Source organism: Actinoallomurus soli, from assembly GCF_024055715.1.
GTDB classification, from domain to species: Bacteria; Actinomycetota; Actinomycetes; order Streptosporangiales; family Streptosporangiaceae; genus Actinoallomurus; species Actinoallomurus soli.
In genome coordinates, this window is record NZ_JAMXMV010000004.1 from 276,002 (window position 1) to 294,136 (window position 18,135).

Consider the following 18,135-nt stretch of genomic DNA (forward strand, 5'->3'; position numbering starts at 1 on the left):
GCACTCCCGGGGTTGACACGCCGCCGCGGCCGCCCAGGCCGTACGCTGGGCGACCGTGGCCTTGTACGCGGCGTACGCCTCCAACATGGATCCCGCGCAGATGGCGCAGCGGGCTCCGCACTCGCCCCTGCGCACGACCGGCTGGCTCCAGGGCTGGCGGCTGACCTTCGGCGGTGAGAACGTCGGCTTCGAAGGCGCCCTCGCCACGGTGGTCGAGGACGCCGACGAGCACGTCTTCGTCGTGCTCTACGACGTTCCCGAACTCGACGAGCAGGCCCTGGACGAGTGGGAGGGGGCGGCCCTCGGCGTCTACCGGAAGATCCGGGTCCGGATCGCCACCCTCGACGGCGACGTCCTCGCCTGGCTCTACGTCCTCGACGCCTACGAGGGCGGCCTGCCGTCGGCGCGGTACCTCGGCATCCTCGCCGACGCCGCCGAGCGGGCGGGCGCGCCGGACGACTACGTCAAGGATCTGCGCACCCGCCCGTGCAAGTCACTCGGCGACTGATCAGCGCGTACGTCGTGGGTAGTCTGTCCGCTTGTGAGCAATGACGCCTACGAACTGGCCCGATCCGCGGCCGACGTGCTGAAGCGACGCCTGACCGCCGACTCCTTCGACGTCGCCCTCGTGATGGGGTCCGGCTGGGTGCCGGCGGCGAACGCGCTCGGCGCGCCCGCCGACGAGATCCCCGTGACGGAGCTGCCCGGGTTCGCCGAGCCGGGAGTGCCGGGCCACGCGGGCACGATCCGTGTGATCGAGATCGGAACGAAGCGGGCGCTGGTCTTCCTCGGCCGCACCCACCTGTACGAGGGGCGGGGCGTGCCGCCGGTCGTCCACGGCATCCGTACGGCGCTGGCCGCCGGGGTCGGGACGGTCGTGCTCACCAACGCCGCGGGCGGCACCCGCCCGGAGTGGCAGAAGGTCGGCGACCCGGTGCTGATCAGCGACCACCTGAACCTCACCGGCCACAACCCGATCTCCGGCCCGACCTTCGTCGACATGACCGAGGCGTACTCCCCCGCCCTGCGGGCCCTCGTCAAGGACATCGACCCGGCCCTCGCCGAGGGCGTCTACGCCGCGCTGCCCGGCCCGTCGTACGAGACGCCGGCCGAGATCCGCATGCTGCGCACGATGGGCGCGGACCTGGTCGGCATGTCCACCGTCCTGGAGACGATCGCCGCCCGCGAGGGCGGCGCCGACGTACTGGGCATCTCCCTGGTCACGAACATCGCCGCGGGCCTGACCGGCGAGCCGCTGGACCACCAGGAGGTGCTGGCCGCCGGACGGGCCGCCGCCGAGCGGATGGGCGCGCTGCTCGGCAAGGCCCTGCGGGCCCTCTGAGGCCGGAATGGACGGACACGTGAGCGACGGATACCGGCGGCGGGCCGAGGAGTGGCTGGCCCAGGACCCCGACCCCGAGACCCGCGAGGAGCTGCGGGCCCTGCTCGGCGACGAGACGGCGCTGGCCGAGCGGTTCGGGGCGAAGCTGGAGTTCGGCACGGCGGGCCTGCGCGGCGAGCTCGGGGCCGGCCCGAACCGCATGAACCGCGTGACGGTCATGCGGGCCGCCGCTGGCCTCGCCGCCGTGCTGACCTCCGAGGACGCGACGGAGCGGTTCGACCGGCCCGGCAACGGCGCCTCCGTCGTGATCGGGTACGACGCGCGGCACAAGTCCGACGTGTTCGCCGAGGACTCCGCCGCCGTGCTCGCCGGGGCGGGCGTCACGGTGCACCTGATGCCGCGGCCGCTGCCGACGCCGGTCCTCGCGTACGCCGTCCGCTTCCTCGGCGCCGACGCCGGCGTCATGGTGACCGCCAGCCACAACCCGCCACGGGACAACGGCTACAAGGTGTACTGGGGCGACGGCGCCCAGATCATCCCGCCGCTGGACGCGGAGATCTCCCGCGCGATCGACGCCGTCGGACGGGTCGACGAACTGCCGCGCGGCGTCGAGTGGAACCTCCTCGACGACGGCATCGTGGACGCCTACCTGCACGCGCTGTCGCGGCTGCCGCTCGGCGCCGCGCGGGACGTCTCGGCCGCCTACACCCCGCTGCACGGCGTGGGCGGGGACGTGCTGGCCCGCGCGTTCGCCTGGAGCGGGTTCCAGGCGCCCGACGTCGTTGCCGAGCAGGCCCGGCCCGACCCGGACTTCCCCACCGTCGCGTTCCCCAACCCGGAGGAGCCCGGCGCGATGGACCTGGCCCTCGACCTGGGCAAGGACCACGACCTGGTGATCGCCAACGACCCGGACGCCGACCGCTGCGCGGTGGCCGTGGGCGGGCGGATGCTGACCGGGGACGAGGTCGGCGGGCTGCTCGCCGAGCATGTCCTGCGGCACACGAGCGGACCCGACCGGCTCGTCGTCACGACGATCGTGTCGTCCTCGCTGCTCGGGAAGATCGCGGCCGCGCACGGCGTCCGGTACGCCGAATCGCTGACCGGATTCAAGTGGATCATGAAGGCGGGCACCGACCGCGACCGGCTCGTCTACGGGTACGAGGAGGCGCTCGGCTACTGCGTCGGCGGCGACGACGGCGTCCCCGTGCGCGACAAGGACGGCATCGGCGCGGCGCTGACCGTCGCCGCGCTGGCCGCCGAGGCGAAGGCCGAGGGCCGTACGCTCCTCGACCTGCTCGACGACCAGGCACGCCGGTACGGCCTGCACGCCACCGCGCAACTGGCCGTACGGGTGGCCGACCTGTCCCTGATCACGGACGCGATGGCCCGGCTGCGCGCGACGCCGCCGGACCGGCTCGGCGGCCGTACGGTGACGGACGTGGACGACCTGGCGGCCGGGCCGGCCGGCCTCCCGCCGACGGACGGCCTGCGCTTCCGGCTGTCGGAGGGCGGGCGCGTCGTCGTCCGCCCGTCCGGGACCGAGCCGAAGCTCAAGTGCTACCTCGAGGTCGTCCAGCCGGTGACCGGCTCCGTCGCCGAGGCCCGCACGACCGCCGAGGCCGCGCTGTCCGCGCTCCGCGACGACCTCGCCGAGGTCATCGGGCTCTGACCCGCGCGTAGGCCGCCGACATCCGGCGGGACGACCCTGCCAGGCGGGACCACATCGCCGGGCGGGACCGCACCGCCGGGCGGGACGACACCGTCGACGTGACCTGCCGTCCCCGTGACCGAGCCGCCGGGCGGGATCGTGCCGCCGGGCGTGAGGGTCCGTCGGGCGTGGCCGTGCCGGTGGCGGGACCGTACGGACCGGTCGTCTCGACCCGAGGTCATGGCGGCGTCGACTTTCGGCCGATGCCGGTCCGCCGGGCGAGGATCTACCGTTGACGACCATGAGCGGTATGGCGGTGTCCCGCCCCGACCACCCGTCCCTCCTCCCCGCCCTGCTCGCGGCCCCCGACCCGACGGACCGGGTCCCCCGGTCGGCCCGTGACTGGGCGGTCGACATCGCCTGCTTCGTCCTGGCGATGCTCTTCGGGTGCCTCATGCTGGTCGCCACGTCCCAGGGGACTCACCCGCCCCACCACCCGCCGTGGCTGCCCGACGTGATGATCGGCGCGCTCGGCTGCCTCGCCCTGTGGGGACGCCGGCGCCGTCCCGTGGAGCTCGCGGTCGCCTTGGGCGTGCTGGGCACGGTCTCCGTGACCACCTCCGGCGCGGCCTGCATCGCGCTGTTCACGGTGTCCGTGCACCGACACTTCCGTACGGTCGTCCTGGTCGCAGGGGTTCACCTGCTCACCGGCGCGATCTACGCCCTCCTGTTCCCGGATCCCCGCGAATCGTTCTGGTTCGCGATCATCTGGAACGTCATGGTCGTCGCGGCCATCGTCGCATCGGGGATGTTCGTTCGCGCGCGGCGTCAGCTCATCCTGTCCCTGCGCGAGCGGGCGTTGCGGGCGGAGGCCGAGCAGCAGCTCCGCGTCGCGCAGGCCCGGCACCAGGAGCGCGCCCGCATCGCCCGGGAGATGCACGACGTCCTCGCCCACCGCATCTCGCTGCTCAGCGTGCACGCGGGAGCGCTGGAGTTCCGTCCCGACGCTCCCCCGGACGAGATCGCCAAGGCCGCGGGCGTGATCCGGGCGAGCGCCCACCAGGCGCTCCAGGACCTGCGCGAGGTGATCGGCGTGCTCCGTGATGACGCTTCCGGGGACACGCCCGAGCGCCCCCAGCCGAACCTCGGCGACCTGCCCACGCTCATCGACGAGTCGCGGCGGGCGGGCATGACCGTGACCTACGAGAACCGGCTGCGCGACGCCGACGCGATCCCCACCGCGCTCGGGCGCAGCGCCTACCGCACCGTGCAGGAGGCCCTGACGAACGCCCGCAAGCACGCTCCGAACGCCACCGTGACCGTCGTCGTCGACGGGTCCGCGGGCGCCGACCTCACCGTCGAGGTGCGCAACCCACTGGTCAACGCCGCGTCGGGGATCCCGGGCTCGGGCACCGGGCTGATCGGGCTGGCCGAACGCGCCCTGCTGTCCGGCGGGCGGCTCGAACACGGCCCCACCTCGGACGGGGAGTTCCGCGTCCGCGCGTCGCTCCCCTGGCGCGGCGAGACCACGCCGGCCGGCGCGTCGAACGGCGCCACCCCGCCCTGACCGGCGATGGCCCGCCCGCCTTGGAGCAGCGGTGGCCGGTCCGCCCTGAGCACCGGAGCCGGTCGACCTTCATCGGGGCGCCGGGCCGGATGAGGCATTGATCGACGGTTCCGGTCCTGATCGACGGTTCCGGTCCTGATCGGTGGTGCCGGTCAACCTTGATCGGCGGGGGCCGCCGGACCTGATCGGGCGGAACACACCGTCGATCGGCGCGCGCCGTTAGTGTGTCCCACGTGACCATTCGCGTGCTGATCGTCGACGATGACGCATTGGTCCGTGCGGGCCTGTCGATGATGCTGGCCGGAGCCGACGATCTACGGATCGTCGCGGAGGCGGGCGACGGCGCCGAGGTCGCCGCGCTGGTCGCCCAGCACTCGCCGGACGTCGTCCTCATGGACATCCGGATGCCCCGGATGGACGGCCTCGCCGCGACGGAGGCCCTGCGGGCCCGGCGGGGGCCCCCGGAGGTCGTCATCCTGACCACATTCGACGCGGACGAGCACGTGCTGCGCGCCCTGCGGGCCGGGGCCGCCGGGTTCCTCCTCAAGGACACGCCGCCCGGTGAGATCATCGACGCGATCCGGCGCGTCGCCGCGGGCGAGCCGATCCTGTCCCCCAGCGTCACCCGCCGGCTGATCGCGCACGTGGCTCACACGCGGCCCAACCCCGCGCAGGAACGCCTCGCCCGGCTCAGCGACCGCGAGCGCGAGGTGGTCGTCGCCATCGGCCAGGGCAAGTCGAACGCCGAGATCGGCTCTGAGCTGTACATGAGCGTCGCGACCGTGAAAGCCCACGTCTCCCGGCTGCTCGCCAAACTGGAGCTCAACAATCGGGTGCAGGTCGCCCTCCTCGCCCACGACGCGGGACTCGTGTAGTCCCGAGATCCGGTATTCTTGGGGAGTCACGCGGACGTGGCTCAGTTGGTAGAGCATCACCTTGCCAAGGTGAGGGTCGCGGGTTCGAATCCCGTCGTCCGCTCTCGTGATGTCTCAGGGCATCGAAACGACCCCGGACCTTCAGGTTCGGGGTCGTTCGCGTTGTGGGACCGGGCCACCGGCCGGCCTCCATCCTGTGCGTGCGCGGGCGTCGCAGGTCGCCTGCGCCGCCGACGTCCGATCGCCGAGATTCGGCTCGGCGACGTGGGAGGTGACGCCGGGCGGCGGGTGCGGGGATGGCTGTCGACCGGCGACATGGAACTGCCGGTGACGGTAGCGGCGGATCGGGGGCTCGACTCGCCATTCCGCGCACGCGAAGTCGCCGGAATGCGCCCGATGGGTGGCGCCCGCCGCCATTCGCGGGCGGCCGCTCGGGCTCATCGATGTCACCGATGGGCGCGGAAGAACTCGGTGATGTCGTGGGCCAGCAGTTCCGGTTCCTCGATGGCGGGGAAGTGGCCGCCGCGGGGCATGGGGGTGAATCGGGTGACGTTGTAGGTGCGCTCGGCCCAGCTGCGGGGCGGCCGGCTGAGATCGGCGGGGAACAGCGCGACGGCCGTGGGGACGTCCACCCGCTCCACGCGCCTGGTCAGTCCCCTGGCGTACTCGTAGTAGGGGCGGAACGAGGTCGAGATGGTCTGAGTGAACCAGTAGAGCGATGCCTGGGTCAGGATGAAGTCGTCGCTGAACCGTGACGACAGGTCGCCTCCGCAGTCGCTCCACGCGCGGTACTTCTCGACGATCCAGGCGAGCAGCCCGGCGGGTGAGTCGGCGAGCCCGTAGCTCAGGGTGAGGGGACGGGTGCTCTGCTGGTGCTGGTATCCGCCCTCCTCCGCGGCCCATGCCGCCACGGAGTCCAGGTACGCCTGTTCCTGCGGGGTGAGACCGGCCGGGTCGTAGGTCGTCGGGGCGGCGACGGCCAGCAGGTGGATGCCGACCACGGCCTCGGGGTGGGCCTCGCCGAGACGTGAGCTGATTCCGGCGCCCAGGTCGCCTCCGTGGGCGGCGTAGCGTTCGAAGCCGAGTTCGTCGCGCATGAGCCGGTGCCAGAGCTCGTGGGTCTGCGGCGGGTCCGTGAGCGAGGGCCGCTGCGGCGAGAAGGCGAATCCGGGCAGCGAGGGGATGATCACGGTGAACGCGTCCGCGGCGTCTCCTCCGTGACGCGACGGCGCGGCCAGCCGGTCGGCGAGACCGGTCAGTTCGAGGAAGGAGCTGGGCCACCCGTGGGTCAGGACGATCGGCAGCGCGTCGGGGTGTTCACCGTCGAAGCGCAGATAGTGGACCGGCGTGCCGTCGATGTCCGTGGAGTGGGACGGGAGGGCGTTGATGGCGGCCTCGTGGGTGCGCCAGTCGTAGCCGTTGGCCCAGTACTCGGCGAGACGCCGCACCGCACCGACGTCGGCGCCGACCTCCCACCCGCTCCCGGGCCAGGCGACCGGCCACCGGGTGCCGAGCAGTCGTGACCGGAGGTCGTTCAGCTCCGCGTCGGTGACGGAGAGCAGAGGTGTCCTATGAGACATGGGATTCTCCGGCCGGGCCGAGAGTCTGGACGATCGCGGCCCGCGCCGCCTCGCGGGGTTCCGGCGTCGCGGCCAGCAGGGCATGCATGATCATGCCCTCCAGCAGGGCGTCCAGGCGCGCCGCGGTCTCGGGGCCGGTGAAGCGGGCCAGCACGGCCCGGCTGTCGCTCGTCCAGGTCTGCGTCAGGACGCGCAGGTCGGGGTTGCGGAGGGCGGCCAGGTGGAGTTCGAAGCCGAGGACGGCGCTGCGGTGCCGGGCGGGACCGCCGTGAACGAGATCGACCAGCACCTCGACGAACCGTTCGCGCGTCTCCACGCCCTCGAACAGCTCCTCGAACCGCGCGGACTGCAGCTCGACGTGCCGGGCGAACGCCTGCGCCAGAAGGTCGGTCAGGCTCGCGAAGTGGTAGGTCACCGACCCCAGCGGAACGTCGGCGCGCGCGGCGATGTGCCGGTGCGTCGCCCCGGCCGTCCCGTGCTCGGCGATGACGTCGAGAGCGGCGCCCAGGATCCGCGTCCTGCGGTCCGGGTCGTACCGGCGTGCCCGCCGCGCGCCGCGCGGGTGGCCCGGCGAACGGCCGTCCTCGGTCGCCTGCCCGGTCGTGCCGCCCTCGGGAGAGTCCGAGGGCGGCGATGCGATGGATGCCATGCGTACAAATGTACACAACGAGAATGGGTCGGATGCCTCGGTGGTCAGAAGGCGTCGACGTACACGTACACCCGGTCGAAGCGGAGAGCGGCCAGATCGGCGCGGCGGATCACCCAGTGGAAGAGGCCCGCCTCCAACTCCTCGCAGTCGTCTTCACCGCGCCAGGTGGCCAGCAGCGTCCACTCGTCGCCGTCCGCGACGGGCAGCGGCACTTCGTCCCGGGCCACCTCGACCGGGTCCCAGTTGAAGAGCACCGGCTCACCGCCGAGTTGGAAGCGCCAGTGAGGGCGCCAGCCGACCACGTGCGACCAGGCGGACTCCAATTCGGCGGCCCGCTGCGACTCCTCGTCGTCGTCCTCCTCACGCCAGGGCCACGACCACTGGTGGAAGCAGAAATCCAGCCGCGCCCGGCGGTAGGTGTCCTGCCCGTCGTCCGGGTCGACCGGTCGCTCTGCCGACGGCGTCCCGGCCGGTACGTACCGCACGGCGTCGGCGACCACCGCCCCGCTGCCCGGATCGGGATCGGCGAAGAACAGCAGCCGGCCCTCGGTGGGCAGCGGCAGATCCGTCGCCCCGGGAGGCAGGGCCGCGCAGTCGACGGCCGCGACGAACGCCGCCGCCGGCGCGGGGGCGCCCTCCGGCAGCGGCGGGTTCCCGCCGGTCAGTGCCACCACCGGGCCGGGGCCGTCCTCCGCGAGGTAGATCGCCGGACGGGCGGCGCGTATGTACGCCTCCACCTCGGCGGCCGGGATCCCCCGTGCGGCGGCCTCCGCGCGGAAGCGGGCGGCCCTCGCCGCCGGGGTGTCGTCAATGATCTCCGTGTCGGTCATGGGACGATCCTCCCTCACCTTCGGAACGAGTCCCGGCGCCGCTCCAAGGCGGTTTCGTTCGCATCCGGCAGCGGGGAAGCGGGTGACGGGAATCACCTACTCGCGCGGATGGTTGCAGCCCGATGATCGGTCGAACAACCGTTCGGCCCGGAGCAGAGGGGCACGCGTGAAGATCGGCGACATCGAGGTCCTGGCGGTCATGGACGGGGTGGGGACCGAGGTCGCCGCCGATATCCTCACCCGTCCGGGCGTGGACGACCCTTGGGCCTGCCACGACCACCACCGAGCCTCGGACGGGACACTGGATCTGCCGCTGGGCGGCTTCCTGGTGGGCACCGGGGAGCGCATCGTGCTGGTCGACACCGGCGTCGGCGCGTTCGACGACGGCCGCTACCGAGGCGGCTCGCTCCTGGAGTCGCTCGCCGCGCACGGCATCGCCCCCGCCGACGTGACCGACGTGGTCTTCACCCACCTGCACTTCGACCACATCGGCTGGGCCACCCACCACGGCCGGCCGGTCTTCCCTCGCGCGACCTATCGCGTCCATCGCGCCGACTGGCAGCACTTCGTCACCGGCGAGGCCCCGCAGCAGAGCGCCGTCGACAAGCTCACCCCGCTCGCCGACCGGCTCGAGCTCTTCGACACGGACCACACGATCGCCCCCGGCCTGGACGCCCTGCACACCCCTGGCCACACCCCCGGCACCACCGTCTACGCCCTCTCCTCCCGCGGGGAGCGCGCGCTGTTGCTGGGCGACGTCGTCCACTCCGTCGTCCAGTTCTCCGAACGCGACTGGCAGGTCATCTGGGACGTCGACCCGGCCGCGGCCTCCGCGGCGCGCAACCGCATCGCCGACCAGGCCGCCGAGACCGGCGATCTGCTGGCCGCCGCCCACTTCCCCGGCATGCGCTTCGGCCGCGTCATCACCGCCGGCGGGCCCCGGCGCTTCGTCGCGGTATGACACCTTCCCGGCGGGCGAGTTCGCGCCGGCCGCTCGCCGGAACCACGCCGGGCCGGGTCCCGCAGACGGTGGCGGTGGAGGGCCTCATCCCGACGCTGCCTGGCGTCGAGCCGCCGCGTGGGTGGCCGGGTCAGAGCAGGGCGATGACGAGGGCGACGAGGAAGGCGGCCGCCGGGACGGCCACGGCGACGATCGCGGGCCAGGCCCACGTCACCGTCGGTTCCGCCCCGCCGTCCTTGTCGCGCCGGGAGCGCCGCCCGGCCAGCTCGCGGAGCTGCTCGACCGCGAAGTCGGTGTGGGTGCGTCCCTGGACGTAGTCCGCGACGTGGTCGGGCAGCTTCCGCTCCTGGCGGCGGGCCTTCGCCTCGAACCGCGCGCGGTTCCGCGGGGAGATCTGCAGCACGAAGGCGCGGAACCGGCGGCCGTCCGCGTGGACGTACACGGCGTCGCCGCCCTCGACCCGCTCCACCCCGCGCCAGGGCACCTCGACGTCGCGGATGAGGTTGTGCAGGCGGACGCCCTCCTCGTCGGCGACGATCCGGGGCCGCAGCGCGGCGACGTACGCGACGCCGCAGCCGAGCAGCATGACCGTCGCGGCCACCAGGGAGGCGGCGTCGCGGCCCCGCCAGATCAGGTCGACGAGGTTGGCCGCGGCGAAGACCATCCAGGCCCAGCCGAAGAAGCGGGCGGCCGTCGGCCGGAACACCTTCGCGCCGGGCGGGGTCTTGGGGAACACGGCGGCGGTCACGGGCGCGATCGCCACTTCAGCTGCGCGAACCCCGGCTTGATGACGCCGTTGATCAGTTCGAGCCGCTCGTCGAAGCCGAGGAAGGCCGACTTCATGGCGTTGACCGTGAACCACTGCAGGTCGTCCCAGCCGTAGCCGAACGCCTCGACGAGCTTGGCGAACTCCTCCGACAGCGTCGTGCCGCTCATCAGCCGGTTGTCGGTGTTGACGGTGACCCGGAAGTAGAGGCGGCGGAGCAGCCCGATGGGGTGCTCGGCGATGGACTTGGCGGCGCCGGTCTGGACGTTGGAGCTGGGGCACATCTCCAGCGGGATGCGCTTGTCCCGTACGTACGCGGCGAGGCGCCCGAGCCGGGGGCTGCCGGCCTCGCGCTCGCCGATGTCGTCGATGATGCGCACGCCGTGGCCGAGCCGGTCGGCGCCGCACCACTGGATGGCCTGCCAGATCGACGGCAGGCCGAACGCCTCGCCGGCGTGGATGGTGAAGTGGGCGTTCTCCCGCTGGAGGTACTCGAAGGCGTCGAGGTGCCGGGTGGGCGGGTAGCCCGCCTCGGCGCCGGCGATGTCGAAGCCGACGACGCCCTCGTCGCGGTAGCGGACGGCCAGCTCGGCGATCTCCATGCTGCGGGCCTGGTGACGCATCGCGGTGAGGAGCGTGCCGACCCGGATGCCGTGGTCGCGGCCGCCCTCCGCGAACCCCCGCAGCACCGCCTGGACGACCTGGTCGAGCGTCAGGCCCTGGCGGGTGTGCTGCTCGGGCGCGTAGCGGACCTCCGCGTAGACGACGCCGTCCTCGGCCAGATCCTCGGCGCACTCGTACGCGACCCGGGCGAGCGCGTCGGCGGTCTGCATGACGCCGACCGTGTGGTCGAACGTCTCCAGGTAGCGCTCCAGCGAGCCGGAGTCGGACGCCTCGGCGAACCAGGTGCGCAGCTCCGCCGGGTCGGTGGTGGGCAGCGCGTCGTAGCCGGTGTCGCGGGCGAGGTCGACGATGGTCTCCGGCCGGAGCCCGCCGTCGAGGTGGTCGTGGAGGAGCACCTTGGGAGCCCGCCGGATGTCGTCGAGCACAGGACGGTTCGTCACCCCACGCACATTACCGGCCGTCCGCGACCGACAGCACCGTACGGCCCCCGGCGAGGCGCCGGGGCCGTACGGCGGCGTTCGCGGGGGGCGGTCAGGCGATCCGCTCGATGATGAGCGGCCGGCGGGCGTCCTCGATCTCGCCGATCTCGACCGTGCCGTCCAGGGCGTCCAGCGCGCGCTCGAAGCGCGCCGGGTCGTCGGCGTGCAGCGTCATCAGCGGCCGGCCCGCGCGGACGATGTCGCCGGGTTTGGCGTGCAGGACGATGCCCGCGGCGTGCGCCACCGGGTCCTCCTTGCGCGCCCGGCCGGCGCCGAGACGCCACGCCGCGACGCCGACGCCGTAGGCGTCGAGCCGGGAGAGCACGCCGGACTCCGTCGCCAGGACCTCGTGGGTCTCCTTGGCGACCGGGAGCGGGGCGTCCGGGTCGCCGCCCTGCGCGGAGATCATGGTCCGCCAGACGTCCATCGCCGAGCCGTCCCGCAGCGCGTCGGCGGGATCCTTGGCGCCCTCAAGACCCGCCGCGGCGAGCATCTCCCGGGCCAGGGCGACCGTCAGCTCGACGACGTCCTCCGGACCGCCGCCGGCCAGGACCTCGACGGACTCGTCGACCTCCAGCGCGTTGCCGACCGTACGCCCGAGCGGGGTGTCCATCGCGGTCAGCAGCGCGACCGTCTTCACGCCGTGGTCGGTGCCGATGTCGACCATCGTGCGGGCCAGTTCACGGGCGTGCACGACGCTCTTCATGAACGCGCCGGACCCCGCCTTGACGTCCAGCACCAGCGCGCCGGTGCCCTCCGCGATCTTCTTCGACATGATCGAGCTGGCGATCAGCGGGATCGACTCGACCGTGCCGGTGACGTCGCGCAGGGCGTACAGCTTGCGGTCGGCGGGCGCGAGGCCGGAGCCGGCCGCGCACACCACCGCGCCCGCCGAGTCGAGGACGGCGAGCATCTCCTCGTTCGACAGCGACGCGCGCCAGCCCGGGATCGACTCCAGCTTGTCGAGCGTGCCGCCGGTGTGGCCGAGGCCGCGGCCGGACAGCTGCGGAACGGCGGCGCCGCAGGCGGCCACGGTCGGCGCCAGCGGCAGCGTGATCTTGTCCCCCACCCCGCCGGTGGAGTGCTTGTCCGTCGTCGGGCGGCTCAGCCCGGACCAGTCCATCCGCTCGCCGGAGCGCAGCATCGCGTCGGTCCACCGGGCGACCTCGCGCCGGGTCATGCCGTTCAGCAGGATCGCCATGGCGAGGGCGGACATCTGCTCGTCGGCGATGACGCCCTCGGTGTACGCGCCGATCGTCCAGTCGATCTGCTCGTCGGACAGCTCTCCGCGGTCCCGCTTCGTACGGATGACGTCGACGGCGTCGAAGATCACGCTCGGGTCTCCAGATCGTCGGGGCCGAACGCGTCGGGCAGCACCTCGCGCATCGGCCGGATGCCGCTGACGGTCTCCAGCAGCATGTCGGGACCGCCATGCTCCCACAGCAGCTGACGGCAGCGACCGCAGGGCATCAGCGGAGCGCCGTGCCGGTCCACGACGGCCACGGCGACCAGCCGGCCGCCGCCGCCCGTACCGTGCAGCGCCGAGACCAGCCCGCACTCGGCGCACAGGCCGACGCCGTACGAGGCGTTCTCCACGTTGCAGCCGGCGATGATCCGCCCGCCGTCGGTCAGGCCGGCGGCGCCCACCGGGAAGTTCGAGTACGGGACGTACGCCTTCTCCATCACCGCGCGGGCGGCCGCCCGGAGCGCGTCCCAGTCGATGTCGGCCATCAGTGTCCTCCTCCGCGTCGGTAGGTCAGCCCGTCGGCGGCCGGCATCCGCAGTCGCTGCGCCGCGAACGCCAGCACGAGCAGCGTCGTGATGTGCGGGCTGTAGGTGACGATCTCCTTGGGCAGCTCGTCGGTCAGGAAGAACCAGGCGAGGAGCCCGACCGCCACGACCGCCGAGACGACGGCCGTGACCATCCGGCGCCGGTACGCGTGCCAGACCGCGAGGGCCAGCAGGCCGACGCCGAGCAGGAGCAGCATGGCGTGGACCGCGCCCGCGCCGCCGCGCAGTTGCAGCGCGTCGGTGTAGCCGAACAGGCCCGCGCCCGCCGCGACGCCGCCCGGACGCCAGTTGCCGAAGATCATCGCAGCGAGGCCGATGAAGCCGCGCCCGTTGACCTGGCCCTCCTGGTAGTTGGAGGACGCCACCATGGCCAGGAACGTACCCCCGACCCCGGCGAACGCCCCGGAGATCACCACCGCGGCGTACTTCATCGTGTAGACCTTCACGCCCAGCGACTCGGCGGCGAGAGGGTTCTCGCCGCAGGACCGCAGCCGCAGGCCGAACGCCGTACGCCACAGCAGGAGGAACGAGATCGGGATGAGCGCGGCGGCGATGAGGGTCACCGGGGACAGGTTCGTCAGCAGGCCGCGGACCAGCCCGGCGAGGTCGGAGATCAGGATCCAGTGGTGCTTCTCGAGGTCGCCGAGCGGGCCGCCGACGCCGGGCACGCTCCACGTCGGGAAGTCCGGCAGCTGCGGCGACTGGGTCGCGCCGCCGCCGGTCTCGTGCGTGAAGAACAGGTCCGACAGGTAGCGCGCGACGCCCGGCGCCAGGATGTTGATCGCGACGCCGGAGACGATGTGGTCCACGCCGAACGACACGGTGGCGACGGCGTGCAGCAGGCCGCCGAGCGCTCCGGCGATCACCCCGGCGAGGAGCCCCAGCCAGGGATTTCCGCCGAAGTAGGCCCCGAAGGCGGCGCCCCAGGTGCCGAACACCATCATGCCCTCGAGGCCGATGTTGACGACGCCGGAGCGTTCGGACCACAGGCCGCCCATCGCGGCCATCCCGATCGGCACGGCGAGACCGAGCGTCGCGCTCATGGTCCCGCTGGAGGTGATGTCGCTCTCGCCGGTGATGAGCCGCAGCAGGATGAGGGCGGCGAAGGCGCCCAGGCCGATGGTCAGCGCCCGCCGGCCGCGGAACGCGCGCACCCCGCCGGTCCGCGGAGCCGGCGTACGGACCTCCTGGTCGATCATGCGCCCTCCCTGCCTGCCTGCTCCGAGCCGTACGCCGGACTGTCGAAGTTCCTCACGCCGCCGCCTCTCCGAGCTCCGCGGCGACGCGCCGCTGGTCCATGCGCCGGCCCACCCGGTTGACGATCTCGTAGACCACGACCACCGACAGCAGCACCGCCGCCTGGGTGATGGCGACGATCTCCTTCGGGATGTCGTTGAACTCCAGGATCTGCGACGACTGGTCCAGGAACGCCCACAGCAGCGACGCGAAGGCGATTCCGACCGGGTTGTTCCGGCCGAGCAGCGCGATGCCGATGCCGGTGAAGCCGATGCCGGTCGGGAAGTCCAGTGAGTAGGAGTACGACCCGCCGAGCAGCTGCGGCATGCCGACGAGACCGGCGACCGCGCCGGACAGGACCATCGCGATGACGACCATGCGCTTGGCGTCCACGCCGCTCGCGACCGCCGCGCTCTGCGACAGGCCGGTGGCCCGCAGGTCGAAGCCGAACCGCGTGCGGTTGATCACGAACCAGAAGGCGGCGCCGGCCAGCACCGCGAGCAGGACCAGGCCGTAGATCTTCAGGTCGCTGCCCGGGTAGGAGATACCCGGCACCCGGCCGGACGAGCCGATGGGCTTGGTGCCGATGTTGTTGCTGCCGGCGACCTTGGCCGCGAGCCGGTTCGGGCTGAGCAGGAACGCGATCACCCCGGTGCCGATGAAGTTCAGCATGATGGTCGAGATGACCTCGCTGACGCCGCGGGTCACCTTGAGGATCGCCGCGATGCCCGCCCACGCGCCGCCGACGACGACCGCCACCAGGATGATCACGATCTGGCGCAGCCCGGCCGGCAGCGCCCACGCGCCGCCCGCCGCGGCGGCGAGCATGGCCGCGAGGCGGTACTGCCCGTCGACGCCGATGTTGAACAGGTTCATCCGGAACCCGATCGCGACCGCGAGCGCGGACAGGTAGTACGCCGCCGCGCGGTTCACGGTGTTGACGACGCTGTCGGGCTCCTTGCCGAAGTCGAACATCGCCTGGAACGTCGACGGCGGGTTGAACCCGCTCACCGACAGCACGATCGAGGTCACGACGATCGCGAAGACGAGCGCGACGAGGGCCGCGATCACGGTCCGCGCGTACGACTTCGCGAGCAGGTTGGAGATCATGCCACGCTCCCCTCTGCGGCGCCGGTCATCAGGGAGCCGAGTTCGTCCGGAGTGATGGTCGCGGGGTCGGCCTCCCCGACCAGCCGGCCGCGCAGGATCACCCGCAGGGTGTCCGACATGCCGATCAGCTCGTCAAGGTCGGCGGAGATGAGCAGCACCGCCAGGCCCTCGGCCCGCGCCCGTCGCAGATGGTCCCAGATCGCCGACTGGGCGCCGACGTCGACCCCGCGGGTCGGGTGCGCGGCGATCAGCAGCTTCGGGTTCCCGGACATCTCCCGGCCGACGATCAGCTTCTGCTGGTTGCCGCCGGACAGCGAGGACGCGCTGACGTCGATGCCGGGGGTCCGCACGTCGTACTCCTCGACGATCCGCTCGGTGTCCCGGCGGGCGCCGGCGCGGTCGATGAGGATGCCCTTGACGTTCGGGGACCGGGTCTGGTGGCCGAGGACGCGGTTCTCCCACAGCGGGGACTCCAGCAGCAGGCCGTGCCGGTGCCGGTCCTCGGGGATGAACCCGACGCCCATCTCCCGGCGGTGCCGGGTCGACCGGCCGGCCAGGTCCTCGCCGCCGAGCCGTACGGAGCCGGACTCGACGGGCAGCATGCCCATGATCGCCTCGACGAGCTCGGCCTGGCCGTTGCCCTCGACGCCGGCGATGCCGAGGATCTCGCCCTCGTGGATGGTCAGGGACACGCCGTCCACGACGGCGCGGCCCGTGGCGTCCCGGACGGTCACGTCTTCCAGGGTCAGCACCGGGACGTCGGTGACCGTCGACTCGCGCAGCTCCGGGACCGGGAGTTCGCTGCCGACCATGAGCTCGGCGAGCTGCCGGGCGGAGACCTCGCCGGGATCGGCGGAGGCCACGGTCGTGCCCCGGCGGATCACGGTGATCGCGTCGGCGACCTTCAGGACCTCGTCGAGCTTGTGCGAGATGAAGATGACGGTGAGGCCCTCGCGCTTGAGCTCCTGGAGGTTGGCGAAGAGCTCGTCGACCTCCTGCGGGACGAGCACCGCGGTGGGCTCGTCGAGGATGAGGATCCGCGCGCCGCGGTAGAGGACCTTGAGGATCTCGATGCGCTGGCGGGCGCCGACGCCGAGCTCCTCGACCAGCCGGTCCGGCTCGACGCCGAGCCCGTACTGGTCGGAGATCTCCCGGATGCGGCGCCGCGCCCCGCCGCCGATGCCGTGCAGCCTCTCGGCGCCGAGGACGACGTTCTCCAGGACGGTGAGGTTGTCGGCGAGCATGAAGTGCTGGTGCACCATGCCGATACCGCGCGTGATCGCGTCGGACGGCGAATGAAGGTCGGCGACCTCGCCGTTGACCTTGATCGTCCCCTCGTCCGGCCGTTGCATGCCGTAGAGGATCTTCATCAGGGTCGACTTGCCCGCGCCGTTCTCCCCGACGATCGCGTGGACCGTGCCGGCCGCGACCGTGATGTCGATGTCGTGGTTGGCCACGACGCCGGGGAAGCGCTTGGTGATGCCGTGCAGCTCGACCGCCGGCCTAGTCGTGGACATGACCTGCTCCCGCGCCAGTGGGCCCGGGAGGGAGGCCGAAGCCGTCCACCCGGGCCCGAACCCTTACCGCCGTCACTTCTCGGGCGGCGTGATCTTTCCGGAGATGATCTGCTGCTTCAGGTCATCGAGGGTCGACGGCAGGTCGCCCAGCGCCGTCGGGTTCGACTTGGAGTAGTCGACGCCGTCGTTCTTGAGGGTGAACCGCTGGTCGCCCTTCTGGAACTGGCCCGCGCCGACGCCCTTGACGAAGTTGAACACCGCGTTGTCCACGCGCTTGAGCATCGAGGTCAGCACGTACGGCTTCTCGTCGGCGGTCGCCGTCAGGTACTGGTCGGAGTCGACGCCGATGAACCACTTCTTGGCCGCCGCGGCCGCCTGCAGCGAGCCGGTGCCGGACAGGCCCGCCGCCGTGTAGACGACATCGGCGCCCTGGTCGTACATGCCCTGGGCGATCGTCTTGCCCTTGGCCGGGTCCTTGAAGCCACCGAAGTCCGGCGGCTGGGAGATGTACTTGCTGTCGACCTTGATGTTCGGGTTGACCTTCTTGGCGCCCGCGACGTACCCGAGCTCGAACTTCTTGATCAGCGGGGTCGCCACGCCGCCGATGAAGCCGATGTGGCCGGTCTTGGACTTCTTGGCCGCCGCCGCGCCCACGAGGTAGGAGCCCTCGTTCTCGGCGAAGAGCAGGTCCGCGACGTTCGGCTGCTGGACCGAGTTGTCGTCGATGATGGCGAACTTGGTGTTCGGGAACTTCGGCGCGACCTTGCCCAGCGCGCCCGCGTACGCGAAGCCGACGGCGATGACCGGGTTGTACCCCGACTGGGCCAGCAGCTGCAGCCGCTGGATCTTGTCGTTGTCGCTCTCGCCTTCCTTGGCCTCGATGTCCTTGACGTCGAGCTTCAGGTCGCTCTGGACCTTCTGCAGGCCGGCGTACGCGGCGTCGTTGAACGACTTGTCGCCACGGCCGCCCACGTCGTACGCGAGACCCACCTTGACGATCTTCTTGCCGTCACCGCCACCACCGCCTCCGGTGCTGGCCTTCTTGCCGCCGCAACCCGCGGCGCTGAGTGCAAGCACCGCGCTCGCCGCGACGGCGGTCATCTTCACTGCACGGCGCAAGGTAGCTCCTCCAATTAGACCCCGCCCGAAATGTGCTCTTG

Annotated in this window: 17 protein-coding genes and 1 tRNA gene; 7 read left to right on the plus strand and 11 right to left on the minus strand. The window is 72.2% G+C overall.

Annotation, left to right across the window (positions count from 1 at the left end; all coding sequences use genetic code 11):
• Positions 1–55: 55 nt before the first annotated feature.
• The 6 genes from NDW01_RS13110 to NDW01_RS13135 all read left to right on the plus strand — a co-directional run bounded on the left by NDW01_RS13110 (position 56) and on the right by NDW01_RS13135 (position 5,535).
• Complete coding sequence (locus NDW01_RS13110; RefSeq protein ID WP_252785849.1) at positions 56–508, plus strand: gamma-glutamylcyclotransferase; 453 nt, start codon at positions 56–58, stop codon at positions 506–508.
• Between the two features lie 33 nt (positions 509–541).
• Positions 542–1,342: a purine-nucleoside phosphorylase gene (locus NDW01_RS13115; protein ID WP_252820272.1), complete on the plus strand. Its 801-nt coding sequence runs from the start codon at positions 542–544 to the stop codon at positions 1,340–1,342.
• 7 nt (positions 1,343–1,349) lie between these two features.
• Positions 1,350–3,011: a phospho-sugar mutase gene (locus tag NDW01_RS13120; protein WP_406567719.1), complete on the plus strand. Its 1,662-nt coding sequence runs from the start codon at positions 1,350–1,352 to the stop codon at positions 3,009–3,011.
• A 280-nt stretch (positions 3,012–3,291) separates the two neighbouring features.
• Positions 3,292–4,557 carry a sensor histidine kinase gene (locus NDW01_RS13125; RefSeq protein WP_252820276.1) on the plus strand — a complete coding sequence of 422 codons (1,266 nt, stop codon included), beginning with the start codon at positions 3,292–3,294 and terminating at the stop codon, positions 4,555–4,557.
• Between the two features lie 233 nt (positions 4,558–4,790).
• Positions 4,791–5,432, plus strand: a complete 642-nt coding sequence (locus NDW01_RS13130) for a response regulator transcription factor (protein WP_308206976.1) — start codon at positions 4,791–4,793, stop codon at positions 5,430–5,432.
• Between the two features lie 30 nt (positions 5,433–5,462).
• Positions 5,463–5,535: transfer RNA gene (locus NDW01_RS13135), tRNA-Gly, on the plus strand.
• Positions 5,536–5,878: 343 nt separating this feature from the next.
• Here the strand turns inward: NDW01_RS13135 and NDW01_RS13140 are convergent.
• Genes NDW01_RS13140 through NDW01_RS13150 form a run of 3 tightly spaced genes read right to left on the minus strand, consistent with a single transcriptional unit; the run spans position 5,879 to position 8,491 of the window.
• A complete protein-coding gene (locus NDW01_RS13140) occupies positions 5,879–7,012 on the minus strand; it encodes an epoxide hydrolase family protein (RefSeq protein WP_252820277.1) in 1,134 nt (377 codons plus the stop codon).
• Positions 7,002–7,661 (minus strand): TetR/AcrR family transcriptional regulator, encoded by a 660-nt coding sequence (locus NDW01_RS13145; RefSeq protein ID WP_252820279.1) that lies wholly within the window; start codon positions 7,659–7,661, stop codon positions 7,002–7,004. The genes NDW01_RS13140 and NDW01_RS13145 overlap by 11 nt, the downstream gene beginning before the upstream one ends.
• A gap of 44 nt (positions 7,662–7,705) precedes the next feature.
• Positions 7,706–8,491 (minus strand): DUF1963 domain-containing protein, encoded by a 786-nt coding sequence (locus tag NDW01_RS13150; RefSeq protein ID WP_252820281.1) that lies wholly within the window; start codon positions 8,489–8,491, stop codon positions 7,706–7,708.
• 166 nt (positions 8,492–8,657) lie between these two features.
• On the opposite strand from NDW01_RS13150, the gene NDW01_RS13155 reads away from it, so the two are divergent.
• On the plus strand, positions 8,658–9,452 hold the full coding sequence (locus NDW01_RS13155; RefSeq protein ID WP_252820284.1) for an MBL fold metallo-hydrolase: 795 nt from the start codon (positions 8,658–8,660) through the stop codon (positions 9,450–9,452).
• Between the two features lie 130 nt (positions 9,453–9,582).
• Here NDW01_RS13155 and NDW01_RS13160 read toward each other — a convergent pair whose 3' ends face one another.
• From NDW01_RS13160 to NDW01_RS13195, 8 genes are all read right to left on the minus strand, one after another.
• Positions 9,583–10,215 (minus strand): PH domain-containing protein, encoded by a 633-nt coding sequence (locus tag NDW01_RS13160; RefSeq protein ID WP_252820285.1) that lies wholly within the window; start codon positions 10,213–10,215, stop codon positions 9,583–9,585.
• On the minus strand, positions 10,197–11,282 hold the full coding sequence (locus NDW01_RS13165) for an adenosine deaminase (RefSeq protein WP_252820287.1): 1,086 nt from the start codon (positions 11,280–11,282) through the stop codon (positions 10,197–10,199). The genes NDW01_RS13160 and NDW01_RS13165 overlap by 19 nt, the downstream gene beginning before the upstream one ends.
• Positions 11,283–11,373: 91 nt before the next feature.
• Positions 11,374–12,654: a thymidine phosphorylase gene (locus NDW01_RS13170; RefSeq protein WP_252820289.1), complete on the minus strand. Its 1,281-nt coding sequence runs from the start codon at positions 12,652–12,654 to the stop codon at positions 11,374–11,376.
• Complete coding sequence (locus NDW01_RS13175; RefSeq protein ID WP_252820291.1) at positions 12,651–13,052, minus strand: cytidine deaminase; 402 nt, start codon at positions 13,050–13,052, stop codon at positions 12,651–12,653. The genes NDW01_RS13170 and NDW01_RS13175 overlap by 4 nt, the downstream gene beginning before the upstream one ends.
• Positions 13,052–14,311 carry an ABC transporter permease gene (locus tag NDW01_RS13180; protein ID WP_252820294.1) on the minus strand — a complete coding sequence of 420 codons (1,260 nt, stop codon included), beginning with the start codon at positions 14,309–14,311 and terminating at the stop codon, positions 13,052–13,054. The genes NDW01_RS13175 and NDW01_RS13180 overlap by 1 nt, the downstream gene beginning before the upstream one ends.
• A gap of 52 nt (positions 14,312–14,363) precedes the next feature.
• On the minus strand, positions 14,364–15,458 hold the full coding sequence (locus NDW01_RS13185; protein WP_252785834.1) for an ABC transporter permease: 1,095 nt from the start codon (positions 15,456–15,458) through the stop codon (positions 14,364–14,366).
• Positions 15,455–16,975, minus strand: a complete 1,521-nt coding sequence (locus NDW01_RS13190) for an ABC transporter ATP-binding protein (RefSeq protein WP_252820296.1) — start codon at positions 16,973–16,975, stop codon at positions 15,455–15,457. The genes NDW01_RS13185 and NDW01_RS13190 overlap by 4 nt, the downstream gene beginning before the upstream one ends.
• A gap of 72 nt (positions 16,976–17,047) precedes the next feature.
• Positions 17,048–18,094 carry a BMP family lipoprotein gene (locus NDW01_RS13195; protein WP_252820298.1) on the minus strand — a complete coding sequence of 349 codons (1,047 nt, stop codon included), beginning with the start codon at positions 18,092–18,094 and terminating at the stop codon, positions 17,048–17,050.
• Positions 18,095–18,135 lie beyond the last annotated feature (41 nt).

Excerpts from the sequence above, each read along its gene's own strand:
- NDW01_RS13120 (WP_406567719.1), top strand. The coding sequence starts at position 1,350 with ATGGACGGACACGTGAGCGACGGATACCGGCGGCGGGCCGAGGAGTGG.
- NDW01_RS13125 (WP_252820276.1), top strand. The coding sequence starts at position 3,292 with ATGAGCGGTATGGCGGTGTCCCGCCCCGACCACCCGTCCCTCCTCCCC.
- NDW01_RS13140 (WP_252820277.1), bottom strand. The coding sequence starts at position 7,012 with ATGTCTCATAGGACACCTCTGCTCTCCGTCACCGACGCGGAGCTGAAC.
- NDW01_RS13145 (WP_252820279.1), bottom strand. The coding sequence starts at position 7,661 with ATGGCATCCATCGCATCGCCGCCCTCGGACTCTCCCGAGGGCGGCACG.
- NDW01_RS13150 (WP_252820281.1), bottom strand. The coding sequence starts at position 8,491 with ATGACCGACACGGAGATCATTGACGACACCCCGGCGGCGAGGGCCGCC.
- NDW01_RS13175 (WP_252820291.1), bottom strand. The coding sequence starts at position 13,052 with ATGGCCGACATCGACTGGGACGCGCTCCGGGCGGCCGCCCGCGCGGTG.
- NDW01_RS13180 (WP_252820294.1), bottom strand. The coding sequence starts at position 14,311 with ATGATCGACCAGGAGGTCCGTACGCCGGCTCCGCGGACCGGCGGGGTG.
- NDW01_RS13185 (WP_252785834.1), bottom strand. The coding sequence starts at position 15,458 with ATGATCTCCAACCTGCTCGCGAAGTCGTACGCGCGGACCGTGATCGCG.
- NDW01_RS13190 (WP_252820296.1), bottom strand. The coding sequence starts at position 16,975 with ATGTCCACGACTAGGCCGGCGGTCGAGCTGCACGGCATCACCAAGCGC.